Raw genomic sequence first — 14,433 nt, 5'->3', positions numbered from 1 at the left:
ATACTAATAAAAAATATGATAAGTAGAAGGAGAGATTTGTTTGAAAAATATCATTTGTTTTTGTTTGAGTATAGTGTTGTTTAGTTTTGGAATGTATGAGCAAGTAAAGGCGGAAACAAAAGAAAATGCTTCTACAATTAGTGCATTGTCTGTAAAAGGAAATCAATTAGTAAATGAAAAAGGAGAAATAGTACAGTTAAAGGGGATTAGTACACATGGTATTGCATGGTTTCCAGAATATATTAACGAACAATGTTTTAAAGAATTAAAACAACAATGGGGGATTAATGTTATTCGTATTGCGATGTATACAGCAGAAAGTGGGGGATATTGTACAGATGGTAATAAAGAATATTTAAAAAGTTTGGTGAAAAAAGGAGTAGAATATGCTACAAAATATGATATGTATGTCATAATTGATTGGCATATATTATCTGATGGAAATCCTAATACTTATAAAAAAGAAGCAAAAGAATTTTTTGATGAAATGTCAAAAACATATGGTAAACAAAATAATATTATTTATGAAATATGCAATGAACCAAATAGTGGTACAGATTGGGAAGATATTAAAAAATATGCACAAGAAATCATTGATGTAATAAGAAAAAATGATATAGATAATATAATATTGATAGGTACACCTAATTGGAGTCAGTTTATAGAACAGGCAGCAGAAAGTCCTATTCTAAATGAAAATAATATTATGTATACATTGCATTTTTATGCAGCAACACATAAACAAGATTTACGAAATAGTATGAAAAAAGCCATTGAAAAAGGAGCACCTATATTTGTTTCAGAGTTTGGCATTTGTGATGCTAGCGGAAATGGAGCGATAGATGTAGAACAGGCAAATGAATGGATAAATTTGATGAATAAATATCATGTAAGCTATGTGGTGTGGAATTTATCTCATAAAGCAGAAACATCAGCAATATTAAAAAGTGATTGCAAAAAAAATAGTAATATTACAATTGACGATTTAAGTGATAGTGGAAAATGGTTGTATAAAATGTTGACAAGTAAAAATACAATACAGTCACAAAATATAAATTATAGCATACAAAATATAGATATAAATAAAAATAATTTAGAAATATCTACAAATGTAGTAAACCATTGGCAGCAAAATGGAAAACAATATTATCAATATGAATGTACTATAAAAAATAATAGTCCTTATACAAGAAATCAGTGGAATATAACATTTCAATTTGATGAAGCTATAACGCTGGTAAATGCTTGGAATGGAAATTTTAATGTGATTAAAAATAAATTATTTGTTTATTGTATGAATTATAATGCAAATATAAAACCAAGAGAATATGTTGAAAATATTGGATTTATTATTTGTGCAGATAAAGAAATTGAAATGAAATATTATAAAATGATATAAATAAATGTTATCAATTTTTCATAAAAATAAATTGACTTTATTATAATATTATATTATAATACAATATAGTATTTTTAACTAATTTTGTTATTTTACAGTATATCAATGGGGGAGAATTTTATGTTGAAAGGTAAAAGTAGAGGAGCAAAAAAAGTTAATAGAAAATTTTCAAGCAGTTTAAGTAAAAAAATTATTGCAAAAATGAGTATATTTATAGCAATTATATTTTTGATTAATGTATCTATATCTGGTGCTATATCAATGAAATCTTTAGTTGATGTAACAAATAGTAAATTGATTTCTTCTGCTTATGAGAACGCATTTTTAATTCAAAATACTATAGAAAATGTTTATGGTCAAGTGATAGGTTTTGCAAATTCATTAAAAAATATATCAGCATTGCCTCCAGACCAACAAAGACAAGCGATTGATAATGCTTTAGCTGGTGTATTAACTGGAGATAAAAATTATACTACAGTATTTGCATATTTTGAACAAAATGCTATAGCAGATGCAAATGGAGAACCATATAGTGTACATCATAGAGAAATTGCATATGAAGCAATTGCTTATCCAGATGAAACAGGAACAAGTGTGACATTTGAAAAACATGAAGATGCTTTTGATAATTTCGAAAAAGAATATTATGTACAAATAAAATCTTCTGGACAGCCATACATTATGGAACCTTATGTATATAATTTACGTGGTGAGGATATTATGATGATTAGTATTATTGCACCAGTTTATAATGCAGAAGGAGCATTTTTAGGAGTAGCAGGCTGTGATGTTGCTTTAAGTGATATGAAAACACAACAATATGCAAGTACAGGATATGCTTCTACACATATGGTAGCACTTGCAGAAGATAAAACTGTTTTGCTAGATACAAATAGTGATGAGTATGTCGGAAAAAACGCTTCTGAAGTAGGATATGAAGGTTTAGCAGAAGATACAGATAAATTAAAAGCAATGCCAGAAGGTACACATTTGAACAGTAACTATATTATTAATACAGACATAACAAATTTTGCGACAATGAGAAGAGGTGTTTCTGTTACAGTACCTCTTAAAATGAATAGTGGAAATGGCAATGAATGGACATTATATATTGCCATTGACAAAGCAGAATTTAATACAGCTATCATTAAAGACACTATTAAATTGATGTTAGCAGTAACATTGTTTGGTATTATACTGCTGTATATTATTTATAGAATTATTAAAAATTCTCTTTATCCTATTACATATATTACAGCAGGTGCTTCTCAATTAGAAAAAGGAAATCTAAAAATTAACATTGATGTAAATACAGATGACGAATTAGGACGTTTAGCAAGCGGTATTAACCATATTAGTGAAACAATGGACAATTATGTGCATGATATTTCTCAGCAACTTTCAGAAATGGCAGAGAACAATATGGATATTGAAATCAAACAGAAATATATTGGAGATTTTATACCAATACAAACATCTATTGAAAAAATAGCAAGTTCATTAAATGAAACATTACATCAAATTACTATTTCAGCTGATGATGTTGCTTCTGGTTCTGTTAGTGTATCCACAGGAGCACAGATATTATCAAAAGGTGCATTAGAACAAGAAAAAGCAATTGATGAACTAGCAGTATCTATAGAAAGTTTATCTGAGGATGTAAGAGCAAATGCAGATGATGCACAAAAAATAAGTTTTGCAGTAAAACAAGTAGGCGAAAATATAGAAACAAGCAACGATGAAATGAAAAAATTAGTAGAGGCTATGGCTGATATTAGAACATCTTCCGCAGGAATAGAGCAAATATTAAATACAATAGGAGAAATTGCAAGACAAACAAATCTACTATCTTTAAATGCTTCTATAGAAGCAGCAAGAGCAGGTCAAGCAGGAAAAGGGTTTGCTGTAGTAGCTGATGAAATACGTAATTTGGCGTCAAAAAGTGCAGAAGCATTACAGCAAACATCAGAATTGATTGAAGGTTCTTTTTCCGCTGTAAAAAATGGAACAAATATTGCAGATGAAACAGCAAAATCATTTCTGTCTGTGGTAGAAGGTGCAAAAGAAATTGCTTCATCTGTAGATAAAATTAGTTTGGCTTCTCAAAACCAAAAAAGAGCATTAGAAGAATTGGTAAAAAATATTGATTTAATTGCAGAAGTTGTGCAATCAAATACAAATGCAGTACAAGAAAGTGTTTCTACAAGTGAAAAACTGTCAAAGCAATCAAAATTGTTGCGTGATTTAGTAAGTAAATTCCACTTGAAAGAGTTTTAATACTATTTTATATGAAAAGGCAAATGAAAATTATTTTCATTTGCCTTTGTTATTTTAAATATAAAAAATATTGAAAACATAATAAAAGACTAGTATACTACAGATAATATAATTTGACTGATATTAAAATAATTTGTTAAAAAAGGAGAATGTATATGATAAAACAATATATTATTGATGCTTTTACAGACAAAGTTTTTACAGGAAATCCAGCAGCGATTTGTATTATGGAAAAATTTCCATCAGAAGATATTATGATAAAAATGGCAATAGAGAATAATTTATCTGAAACAGCTTTTGCAGTAAAAAAAGGAGAAAAATATCATTTACGTTGGTTCACTCCTGGAGGAGAAATTGACCTTTGTGGTCATGCTACATTAGCTTGTGGTTATGTTATTATGAATTTTTATGACAAAGAAACAGAAACTGTTGTGTTTACTACATTAAGTGGTGATTTATCAGTACATAAAAAAGGAGAGTTATATGAAATGGACTTTCCTGCATATGATTTAAAAAAAGTAGAAATTACAAATGAAATGATACAAGCAATAGGAGTAACACCGACAGAAGCCTATTTAGCAAGAGATTTATTATGTATATTTGATAGTGCAGAAATAGTAAAAAATTTGCAGCCTGATATGGAAAAAGTAAAACGACTAGAAGGATTACTTTTACAAGTAACAGCAAAAGGAGAAAATACAGATTGTATTTCTCGTTCATTTGCACCAAAATTAAATGTAGTAGAAGACCCTGTTTGTGGTTCTGGACATTGCCACATTGTACCTTATTGGAGTAAAAAATTGCAAAAAGAAGATATTGTTGCATATCAGGCTTCTAAAAGAGGAGGCACATTGTATTGTAAAGTAGTAGGAGATAGAATAAAAATGAGTGGAAAAGCTGTTTTATATTCAATAGCAGAAATAAATATTTAAAGTTTTATATTTGCACTTGCTTTTCTATATTGGTATAATATTAAAAAAATAGAAAAGAGAGGGAGTACAATATGAATAAAAAAGCAGTTTATTTTATCAATAATAATAAAGAATTTGGTTATGTATCCTATTATGTATGGGATATATTAGAACAAGAAGGATATTTTGCAGAAAAAACAGATATTTTATTTGATGGACAACAAGTAATGAAATATATAGATGAAATAGGAAATGAATACTATTTTGCACCTACACAAAAAGCGATTTGCTTGGAATATGAAAGGTTACTTCCCGAAATGAACAAATATTTTGCTGATTTTGATATTTCAGGCATGGTAACATGGCATGAAGGAACAAATGCTTTAGAAAAAGTATTAACAGTACATTCTTTGGGAGATGTAAATTCTGGTACATATGGTGCAGCAAAACCAAGATATATGAGAAATTTGATGTTAGCAATAGAAAGAAATAGAAAAGAATTAGGTTTAAATGATTTTCGTACTGTAACAGAAGCAACGCATTGGTCTGGAGTATATCATAATGAAGGAAATCCTGCACTATTGAACGAATTTCCAGTTGCAATGATGGATATTGAAGTAGGTAGCGAACCAGAAAGTTGGGAAAATAAAGAAGCAGCGAGAGCATTAGCACGTTCTTTAACAAAAATATTTACAGATGATGGAAAAACAGTACATAATTTGCTTTGTGTAGGAGGAGTACATTTTGAACCTAATTTTGCAGAAGCTGTTTTCACACAATGGGGGCAAAATGAAGCATTTGGTGTCACACATATTATAGCTAATCAATGGCTAGTTGCAGGAGAATATGAAAATGAAACAGGTGTGGAGAGAGCTTCCGCTTGTATTGATGCCATAGAAGGTGGTGTGGAGGCTATTGTATTTCACGATAAAATGAAAGGCTGCTATAAAGATTTAGTGAGAGCATTGGGTAAGAAATACAACATTCCTATTTATAAACATCAAAAATTACACAGCCCAGAAACAATGGAATTTTGAAAAATAAAAAGAGTATCTTTTTGAAAGATACTCTTTATTGTAGTATTAGTAATTATCTCTTAAATGTTGTTGTTCTTCTTCATAATCTATTCTTTGACGCTCTTCTTCCTGCATTTGTATTTGACGTTCTTCTTCTTGCAGTTGTCTAATTTCTTCTGCTCTTTGTAATATATATTCTTCTTCTTCCCTTTTTTGTTCCATTAGCCTTTCTGCTTGTTCCAATATTCTTTGTTGTTCTTCTTCAGTATCTGCTTGCTGTAAAAGTTCCTCTTTATTATTAAAATAAATATTATCAAAATAATAAGGATTGTCTGTTATAATATTCATTCTAGTAGGAATATATAGTATAGCATCTGGATAATTTTGTAATTTTTTTACAATCGTTTTATTTAATGTATTTTTGTTGAATTTGAATTTACCATAAACAGGCTCAATACCAATTTTTGCTGTACTTTCATCTATATAATTAATACTAACGGTATCATACATAGAAGAATATGTTTCTACATTAAATGTTTCTATATAGGCAGTATCATCTGGAGATTGTTTTACTAATATATGATTATAGTAATAATAATTGTTATTGAAATCAATGTCTAATGTTTGTATATGATTTGGAATTTCGATTTTTTCTGGTGTAATACTAGATGTTTCTAATAAATGCTCTACATCTCCAAAAACTGTCTTGATACCAATAGGAAGCGTAATAGCAAACCCTAAAAAAGAAACCAAAAAAGCCATAGCAGTAATGATAGTAATTTTTTTAAACATATTAAGCAACCCCCTTTGTTGTATAACGATTATTTCTCATCAATATGTAGTTTTTGATGAGTTTGATATTCATTTTTAGTATATAAAGCGTCAGTAGTATCAGAAGTACTGCCAATGCAAGTGAGGCAATAATGGCAAATACAACGGAAAGTGATAATATATGCGGTAAAAAGGTAAGTGAAAAACCTAAACAGAATATACCAAATATACCGCAACATACGAAAAAAATTGCTGCACCAATACAAAAACCATATACAAATATGGTAAAAAAGAATTGTAAAAATGCAAATACAAAAAATACAGCAATAGATTTTATTACAGAAAAAAGTGTTTTAGTACCCTTTGTGATATTACCGCCAATATTTAGATTACTTTGTTTTTCAGAATTTTTTATTTTATCACTTGCATTTTGAAATGTTTTGCTGGTTTCTTTTTTTAATGTAGTAAATGCTTTTCCAGTACCTTCTTTCATGCTATGCAGTAATTGGTCAATAATTTCTTTTTTACTTTCTTTATTGCTTTCATTTCCAATTTCTTCTATAAATTGCTGTGCAATAATTTCAGGATCACCTAATTTAGCAGAAATTTCAGTATCTGTTTTATTTTGTCTTCTTCCATCATCAAAATATTCTCCGTAATCTCTTAAAATATCATCAATTTCTGATTTAGAAAGATGCTTTTTTAAGAGGTTTTCCAAAGCTTGTAAATAGCTTTCTTTTGTCATACTATATCAGTCCTTTCTAAATAATAATACGATTTAAAATTATAAATGCTTTCATTCACTGTTTTTTTGTTTCCCTTGCAATATATCATTGACCATATTTGAAAATTCTTTCCAATCATTTTTAAGAGAACCTAAATATCCTTTACCTTTTTCAGTAATATGATAATATTTTCTAGCAGGGCCTATAGTGCTCTCTTTTAGATAGGTAACAAAATATTCTTCTGTAGTTAAACGACGTAATATGGGATAAATAGTACCTTCATTTATGTCTGTGTAAGAGGCAATGCTCTGTACAATTTCATAACCATACATATCTTGTTCTACTATCAATGCAAGTACACACATTTCAATAATGCCTTTTCTAAATTGTGTATTTATAATATTTTCCTCCTTTCTACAGTTCTTGTTATTGTAATGTAGCAATTATAACATACTACTATGTAATAAACAATACCTGTTATTAAAAAATATCTTAAAACTTTATTAAGAAAAGTTTTATTGACAATTACTACAAATGTAAGATATAATAATATCATACAAATGTAGGAGATGATACTATGAAAAAATTGACACGTTTACCAGATACAGAATTAGAAGTGATGAAAGTAGTATGGCAAAAAGGAAGTGGTATGTCTACTTCTGAAATAAAACAAGAGTTAGACAATCAGAGAACATGGAATGTTTCTGCACTACAAACGCTTTTAAATCGTTTAATAGATAGAGGATTTTTAACAAGTTATAAAAAAGGAAAAAATAAATTGTATGATATTGTAATAGAACAAAAAGAATATTTAGCATTTGAAAATGGCTCTTTTTTAAAAAAAATAAATGAAAACTCTGTAACAAAATTAGTTGCTTCTCTTTATCACAGCCATTGTATCACTAAAAAAGACTTAAAAGAATTAGCAGAATTTATAGAAAAAAGTACAGAAGGTGATGAAAATGTTTGAAACAATGTTACTTCATACATTTCAGGCACTATTAAAAACATCTATAGGTATGATACCATTTTTAATCATTATAATGCTTTTGGAAAATAAATTTAGAAAACGATATAGTACAGCATGGAAATATAGCTTATTTTGGATTATACTACTGCGTTTATTATTACCTGTATATACGGGTAATAATGAAAATTTAACGTTAAATAATATTTTACCTGCAGTAGAAATGACAGAAACAACAAGTAAATTTGCTAAAAAATACGATAATAATAAAAATAATTTAGAATTGTCGAAATCAGATATACCTTCTGAAAAAATAACACCATCAGCATCAGAAATAAAAACAATTACAATACCTAAAATACCAATAATCACTATACCAGAAATACCTAAAATACAATATACACAATATTCTTTTTTTACTCTTCCATATAATACTTCATTAATTATAATATTTGCTTATATTTGGTTTTTTGTTGTAATAACAAAGCTATTATATTTACTATTACAATATTTATTATTTTATAAAAAAGTGATGCGTTGGAGAACAACTGTATTACAAAAAAATACTATAGAAATATACAAAAAAGTTTGTAATGATATGAAAATAAAAAAAATACCTTCCCTATTTGTTTGTAGTGTTATTGAAAGTCCTATGTGCTTTGGAATGTTTAAAAAAGGAATTTATATTACAAAACAAGAAATGTCACAGCAGCATATGGAAATGATATTAAAACATGAGTTATGCCACTATAAAAGAAAAGACTTATACTATCAATTATTATGTGTATTGGTGTCTGTTATTCATTTTTTTAATCCTTTTGTAACAGCATTTGTCAAAATAGTAGAAAGAGATATTGAATTGTCTTGTGATGATGTAGTAATGGAAAATTGCTCTAAAGAACAAAGAAAACAATATAGTATTATGATATTATTGGCAATAAATGAAAGCATTTCTAAAAATAATGTGTTGTCAATAGATTTTGTAAAGGAGAAAGAATATATGAAAAAAAGATTTGAAAATATATTAGATACAAATGCTAAAAAAAGTGGTAAATTATTGTTACTATTGTTAGGGCTAATATTTGTATTAAGTTATACTATAGTTGAATTTGCTGCAAAACAGCAGTTAACACTATTATTTTATCTGTTTAATCTGTTTGCATTTTTTAGTATTTGTTTTATTGTCAAAACAAAAGGAAAAGAGAAAAAAACATTGTATGCCATAATAGTATTATGCTTGTTAGTAAATACATTGCTTGTAGGCTGTAGTCAAGGTATTCAAAATATAACAGAAAAATCAGAACAAATAGAAAGTGCTAAAAAACAATATAGCGATGAAGAAATACAAAGATTTTTAAAATGGAAAACGGATTATGTAGGAGATAATTCCGCAGTAGGAAATATATTAACAGAACTAGGTGCACCAGATGGTATGGTAAGTAATGGATTTGAAATACAAAGTGATGCAGAGCCTTATGGCATCAAAATATATTATACTATAGAAGACTTTTTAAAAACACAGCCTTATAATGGTAGTGGTCATGGATTTAACAATAGTGAAATAGAAGTAAATGATGATGTAGAATTTCATTTTAAAAAAAGTTTTATGGTGCTGTTTAGCTTAATAAAAAATTTAAAATATGTAGAATATCACATTTCTTATCAAAATGAACAAAAAATAATGTTTTGTGTAGAAAGGGAAAATGTGATTGCTTATGATGGTGCACCTGATTTATTGAAAGAGGGTATATTAGAAGGATATACAGATAGTGTAGCATCTTATCGCTATTTTTTGGAATATGTAGATAGTATGAAAACAGAAAGCCATATTGGTTATGAACAATGGCAGAAAGAAATTGATACTGCTTTAGATGAAATAATATACAACAAAAAAGTAGCACATCATTCTGATGTAGAAAGTTACATTCAAAATGCACCCAATGACAGCTATCAAAAAATTATACAAAAGGGAAAACAAGCACTATATTATTTTTTAGAGCGTTTTGAAGAAGGTACAGCAAAAGGCTTAAGAGGGCAAGTTATGATGAGAGCTTGTCAAGATATACTAGGAGAAAATATAGGAGTTACGAATATGCCTGCAGAAGAATGGTATGAAAGATATCAGTCAGAATATAATGGTGTTTATCCTCTTTATAGCACTGTAGTGGAAGAAGAAAAAGACAGCGAATTGTTATTACCAAGACATAAAAAACAAATATTTATGGCAATTGAAAAAGAATATAAAGCGAGAAATATAAAAGTATTATCCTCTTTGTTGTTATATACTTCTCCAAATGGTATAACACACGAATACGAAAATGCTCTCAAAACTAATTATTATGCTAAAATAAAATGTTATAATTTTGAGATATTAAAGCAGAACAGAGGGAATGTGTTGTGTTTAAAAAATAGCTATATATTGCCTGTAAAAATTGCATTTGAACAAACAGGAGATACCATATTATTAAAAGAGGTCAAATTACAGTCTAATGAAGCATTAGAAACATTTTGTGCAGAGGATAAACAAATGATACCGATTTTGTCAAATGAAAATCAAGACACTTTTGCTTTTGATAATACTTTAGAACAAAATTTAAGAGATTATGTTTCTATCAATCAAATAGATGTACAATATTATTGTATTGATGGAAAAACAATACAAACATTTTAAAATTATAGGCGTATTTTCCTTGAAAAAAGAATATAAAATTGCTAAAATAGTGTCATACAAAATATGGTAGAATGTTCTAATAAATATATAAATACTGGAAAAGAGATGAGCCTATTATGAAACAATCTCTATTAGAAAATTTACAAAAACTTTATAATGAAAAAAAATATCAAGAAATTATAAATGAATTGCTAGAAATAGAACCAGAGCAATGGGGATATGATTTAACCTGTCTTTTTGCTAGAGCACTCAATGAAATAGGAGAATATGATGATGCAATGGGGTATCTTTTAAAAGTTGCAAATCAAGGTAGAAAAGATTATATGTGGTATATGAGAATAGGATATACTTATTTTTTACAAAAAAAGTATAGAGATGCTACAGAAATGTTTGAAAAAGCATTAAAATTACAACCAAATAATCAAGAAGTACTTTTATTTTTAGCAGTAACGAAAAGTGCAGAAAAACAAGAAAATGTACATGACTATATCAATCATATGATAGAAGAATTAAAAAAGATGAAACAAAAAACAGAAAATATTGATATGATACAAAACATAAAACAAATGATAAAAAAGTTACCTCAACATAAAGATATATTAAATACACATACATTGTTAAGAGTATTAAAAGATAATAGTATTGTATTTCATATTGAAGAAAATATGCTAAAAGATTGGAAAGGCTCAAGAAATTGTTTTGCTACAAATCGTATTATTGTAGAAGGAGAAAAAATTGGTTTTATGTATAGAGATATTCCTAAAAAAGGTAGAGAAGACAGCGGTTGGCGTTTTATTGCAGGAGATGAAAGTAGTGACTATATGGCAGATGAAAAAAATTTTGGACTGTATGACTTAAATTTGCTATGTAATTATGACCCTGATATTATACCATTTTTAAATGCAGAATATGGAAAAGCATATTATAGAGATGAACAAGGAATATTTAGAGAGGCAGAAAGTTCAGAAGAGTAATAAAAACATTGAGATATATTCTCAATGTTTTGCTGTTGTTTGGAGGAAAATGTATTGCATATCATATCAAATGCTACAAAGAAAAATTGGAATAAATTGCATACCAAAAATAATCAAAAATTGACCACACGTGCTAATAAATGTTTGTCACAAAAAAATATTATACCACTAGAATATTTTTGCAATACAAATAATATAAAATATATACAAAATTTATTATATATTGTTCATAGTGAAAAATGGAATATCACATCTATATTATTGTCATTAGGAATTAATTTGTTAAAAAAGGCAAATTTATATCACAAAAAATATGTTCAAAATATATTGAAACAATATCCATATGCTGTTATAACAGAGCTTTTAAATGATACATTGCCTAATGATGAGATAGATATATTAGGAATAATATATCAATGTTTATTGACAGAAGGACAAAAAAATATAACTGGTTCTTATTATACTCCTCATAATGTAGTAAAAAATATGACACATAAATTAGATTTTTCAAAAGGACAAACTTTTTTTGACCCTTGCTGTGGAAGTGGAGCATTTTTATTAAGCTTAAATAATATACAACCCAAACAGTTGTATGGTATGGATAAAGATAATATTGCAGTAATGATTGCAAAAATCAATTTATTGTTAAAATTCCGTGACTATGAATTTGAACCTCAAATATATTGTGGAGATTATTTAAAACAATCCGCTTTACCAAATAATGCTATATTTCATGAGAAGTTTGATTATATTGTAACAAATCCTCCTTGGGGAGCAGCTTCACAATACTTTAGTGATATGACAGAAATTACATCAAGAGAAACATTTTCCTATTTTTTTGTACGTGCTTTTCAGCAACTAAAGCAATATGGAACAATACGATTTTTGTTTCCAGAAGCTATATTAAATGTCAAAAAGCACAAAGACATTAGAACATTTTTATTAGAAAAAGGCTGTTTTCAATCTATTACATTTTATAAAGAATTATTTACAGATGTTACAACAAAATATATTGATATTAACTTTCAGAAAGCAAAACAAAGTAAAAATGTATTGATATATGAACAAAAAAAAATAAAAAAAGTTCCACTTTCTTTTTTTTATAAAACAGAAAATAAAACATTTCGTATTATGGCTGATATAGATATTGAAATTATAGAGCAAGTGAAAAAATATGGAAAATATAACTTAAATGACAGTATTTGGGCATTAGGTATTGTAACAGGAGATAATAAAAATAAATTAAAAGAGGAATATTTTGAAAAAAGTGAAGTAATTTATACAGGAAAAGAAATTTGTCACTATGTTTTAAAACCAGCAAAAAAATATATTATATATGATAGAACACAATTACAACAAGTTGCACCAGAAAAATATTACAGAGCGGAAGAAAAATTAGTATATAAATTTATATCTAAAAAATTAGTATTTGCTTATGATAATACAAAAAGTCTATTTTTAAATAGTGCTAATATACTTATTCCTTCTATACATACCATGTCAATTAAAACAGTTATGGCATATTTGAATTCTGAATTATTTCAATATTTGTATAGTAAAATGTTTGGACAAGTAAAAATATTAAAAGGAAATTTAATACTTTTGCCTTTTCCGCAAATTACACAAAAACAAAACAATGATATAATAGAAATGGTAAATGAATTTTTAAAGGGGGATTATAAAAAGGAGAGTATATTACAGGATATAATATTTCAGAGTTATCAGTTAAATGCAAAACAAATAAAACACATTAAAAAAGAAATACTCTGATAGATTATCTATCAGAGTATTTTGCGATATAGGAAACAGCAGAAACACCTGCTATAGCACCATCTGCACAAGCGGTTACGATTTGTCTAAGAGGTTTTGTTCTGGTATCTCCTGCTACAAAAATACCACCTATATTAGTAGTGCAGTATTCATTTGAAATAATATAACCCTCTGTATTTAATTGTAAAAATTCAGATAAAAAAGCATTATCTGGTTCATATCCTATAGCAATGAATACTCCTGATGTTTCTATATTATTTATGCTGTTATCAACAGTATTGTAGACATCGACGGAAGTAATGGTTTGTTCTCCGTTTATTTTTACAATATTACTATTGTATACTATATTTGTATTATTTCGTGATAAAACTGCATTAATTAATGCTTTTTCTGCTCTGAAACTATCTCTACGATGAACAATGGTTACTTTTTGACATTGATTAGACAAAAAAAGAGCATCTTCTAATGCTGTATTGCCTCCTCCTACTATCACAACTTTTTTATTACGAAAAAAAGCACCATCACAAGTAGCACAATAAGAAACACCTTTACCAGTAAATTCTTTTTCTCCTTCACAATTTAAAACACGTCTTTTTACTCCTGTTGCAACAATCACTGTTTTTGCAGTATAAGTATTTTTTGATGTAGTAACAGTTTTTATTTTATCTAAAAAATTAACAGAAATTACTTTTTCAAATATAATGTTTGCTTTTAAATCAATGGCTTGATGATATAGTTTTTGGGCAAATACAGCACCAGAAATAGATTTAATGGCAGGATAATTTTCAATTTGAGAAGTAATTGCGGCTTGGCCACCATATAAATTACCGTCAAATACCATAACAGAAATGCCTGCTCTTAAAGCATAAATAGCAGCAGTAATACCAGCAGGGCCTGCACCAATAATAATTAAATCTGTCATAAATACACTTCCTCTATATTAAAAAATAAA

12 protein-coding genes are annotated in these 14,433 nt (G+C 27.6%); 8 read left to right on the top strand and 4 right to left on the bottom strand.

Features of this window, described 5'->3' with window-relative positions:
- Positions 1-40 precede the first annotated feature (40 nt).
- From C820_RS11230 to C820_RS11215, 4 genes are all read left to right on the top strand, one after another.
- Positions 41-1,399 carry a cellulase family glycosylhydrolase gene (locus C820_RS11230; RefSeq protein ID WP_004033795.1) on the top strand — a complete coding sequence of 453 codons (1,359 nt, stop codon included), beginning with the start codon at positions 41-43 and terminating at the stop codon, positions 1,397-1,399.
- A gap of 120 nt (positions 1,400-1,519) precedes the next feature.
- Positions 1,520-3,676, top strand: coding sequence for a methyl-accepting chemotaxis protein (locus C820_RS11225; protein WP_004033801.1), 2,157 nt, complete (start codon positions 1,520-1,522; stop codon positions 3,674-3,676).
- Between the two features lie 158 nt (positions 3,677-3,834).
- On the top strand, positions 3,835-4,608 hold the full coding sequence (locus tag C820_RS11220; protein ID WP_035295763.1) for a PhzF family phenazine biosynthesis protein: 774 nt from the start codon (positions 3,835-3,837) through the stop codon (positions 4,606-4,608).
- 71 nt (positions 4,609-4,679) lie between these two features.
- Entirely contained in the window at positions 4,680-5,624 is a 945-nt protein-coding gene (locus C820_RS11215) for a D-aminoacyl-tRNA deacylase (protein ID WP_004033815.1), read from the top strand.
- Between the two features lie 45 nt (positions 5,625-5,669).
- On the opposite strand, the gene C820_RS11210 is transcribed toward C820_RS11215, so the two are convergent.
- From C820_RS11210 to C820_RS11200, 3 genes are read right to left on the bottom strand one after another with little or no spacing between them, the layout of a single operon-like run.
- The gene (locus C820_RS11210) at positions 5,670-6,395 is read right to left on the bottom strand and encodes a hypothetical protein (protein ID WP_004033817.1); all 726 of its coding nucleotides are present in this window, start codon (positions 6,393-6,395) and stop codon (positions 5,670-5,672) included.
- 1 nt (position 6,396) lies between these two features.
- Complete coding sequence (locus C820_RS11205; protein ID WP_004033825.1) at positions 6,397-7,119, bottom strand: DUF1700 domain-containing protein; 723 nt, start codon at positions 7,117-7,119, stop codon at positions 6,397-6,399.
- Positions 7,120-7,170: 51 nt separating this feature from the next.
- Positions 7,171-7,542, bottom strand: coding sequence for a PadR family transcriptional regulator (locus C820_RS11200; RefSeq protein WP_347562955.1), 372 nt, complete (start codon positions 7,540-7,542; stop codon positions 7,171-7,173).
- Positions 7,543-7,676: 134 nt separating this feature from the next.
- Here C820_RS11200 and C820_RS11195 point away from each other — a divergent pair, with 134 nt between their 5' ends.
- The 4 genes from C820_RS11195 to C820_RS11180 all read left to right on the top strand — a co-directional run bounded on the left by C820_RS11195 (position 7,677) and on the right by C820_RS11180 (position 13,481).
- On the top strand, positions 7,677-8,069 hold the full coding sequence (locus tag C820_RS11195; protein WP_004033834.1) for a BlaI/MecI/CopY family transcriptional regulator: 393 nt from the start codon (positions 7,677-7,679) through the stop codon (positions 8,067-8,069).
- Positions 8,062-10,737, top strand: a complete 2,676-nt coding sequence (locus tag C820_RS11190; protein ID WP_004033836.1) for a M56 family metallopeptidase — start codon at positions 8,062-8,064, stop codon at positions 10,735-10,737. Before C820_RS11195 ends, C820_RS11190 begins: the two co-directional genes overlap by 8 nt.
- A 116-nt stretch (positions 10,738-10,853) precedes the next feature.
- Positions 10,854-11,711, top strand: coding sequence for an immunity protein Imm33 domain-containing protein (locus C820_RS11185; protein WP_004033843.1), 858 nt, complete (start codon positions 10,854-10,856; stop codon positions 11,709-11,711).
- 54 nt (positions 11,712-11,765) lie between these two features.
- Complete coding sequence (locus C820_RS11180; protein WP_035295493.1) at positions 11,766-13,481, top strand: N-6 DNA methylase family protein; 1,716 nt, start codon at positions 11,766-11,768, stop codon at positions 13,479-13,481.
- A 4-nt stretch (positions 13,482-13,485) separates the two neighbouring features.
- On the opposite strand, the gene trxB is transcribed toward C820_RS11180, so the two are convergent.
- On the bottom strand, positions 13,486-14,403 hold the full coding sequence (gene trxB, locus C820_RS11175) for a thioredoxin-disulfide reductase (RefSeq protein ID WP_004033847.1): 918 nt from the start codon (positions 14,401-14,403) through the stop codon (positions 13,486-13,488).
- Between the last annotated feature and the right edge of the window lie 30 nt (positions 14,404-14,433).

Source organism: Clostridium sp. MD294, assembly GCF_000364165.2.
Classification (GTDB): Bacteria; Bacillota; Clostridia; order Lachnospirales; family Anaerotignaceae; genus Coprocola.
The sequence above is the reverse complement of the archived record's forward strand: the minus strand, read 5'-3'. Positions and strand labels throughout refer to the sequence as shown.

What these genes read in the sequence shown, in the direction of transcription:
- C820_RS11205 (WP_004033825.1), bottom strand. Translation starts at nt 7,119, where the DNA reads ATGACAAAAGAAAGCTATTTACAAGCTTTGGAAAACCTCTTAAAAAAG.
- C820_RS11195 (WP_004033834.1), top strand. Translation starts at nt 7,677, where the DNA reads ATGAAAAAATTGACACGTTTACCAGATACAGAATTAGAAGTGATGAAA.
- C820_RS11215 (WP_004033815.1), top strand. Translation starts at nt 4,680, where the DNA reads ATGAATAAAAAAGCAGTTTATTTTATCAATAATAATAAAGAATTTGGT.
- C820_RS11185 (WP_004033843.1), top strand. Translation starts at nt 10,854, where the DNA reads ATGAAACAATCTCTATTAGAAAATTTACAAAAACTTTATAATGAAAAA.
- trxB (WP_004033847.1), bottom strand. Translation starts at nt 14,403, where the DNA reads ATGACAGATTTAATTATTATTGGTGCAGGCCCTGCTGGTATTACTGCT.
- C820_RS11210 (WP_004033817.1), bottom strand. Translation starts at nt 6,395, where the DNA reads ATGTTTAAAAAAATTACTATCATTACTGCTATGGCTTTTTTGGTTTCT.
- C820_RS11225 (WP_004033801.1), top strand. Translation starts at nt 1,520, where the DNA reads ATGTTGAAAGGTAAAAGTAGAGGAGCAAAAAAAGTTAATAGAAAATTT.
- C820_RS11190 (WP_004033836.1), top strand. Translation starts at nt 8,062, where the DNA reads ATGTTTGAAACAATGTTACTTCATACATTTCAGGCACTATTAAAAACA.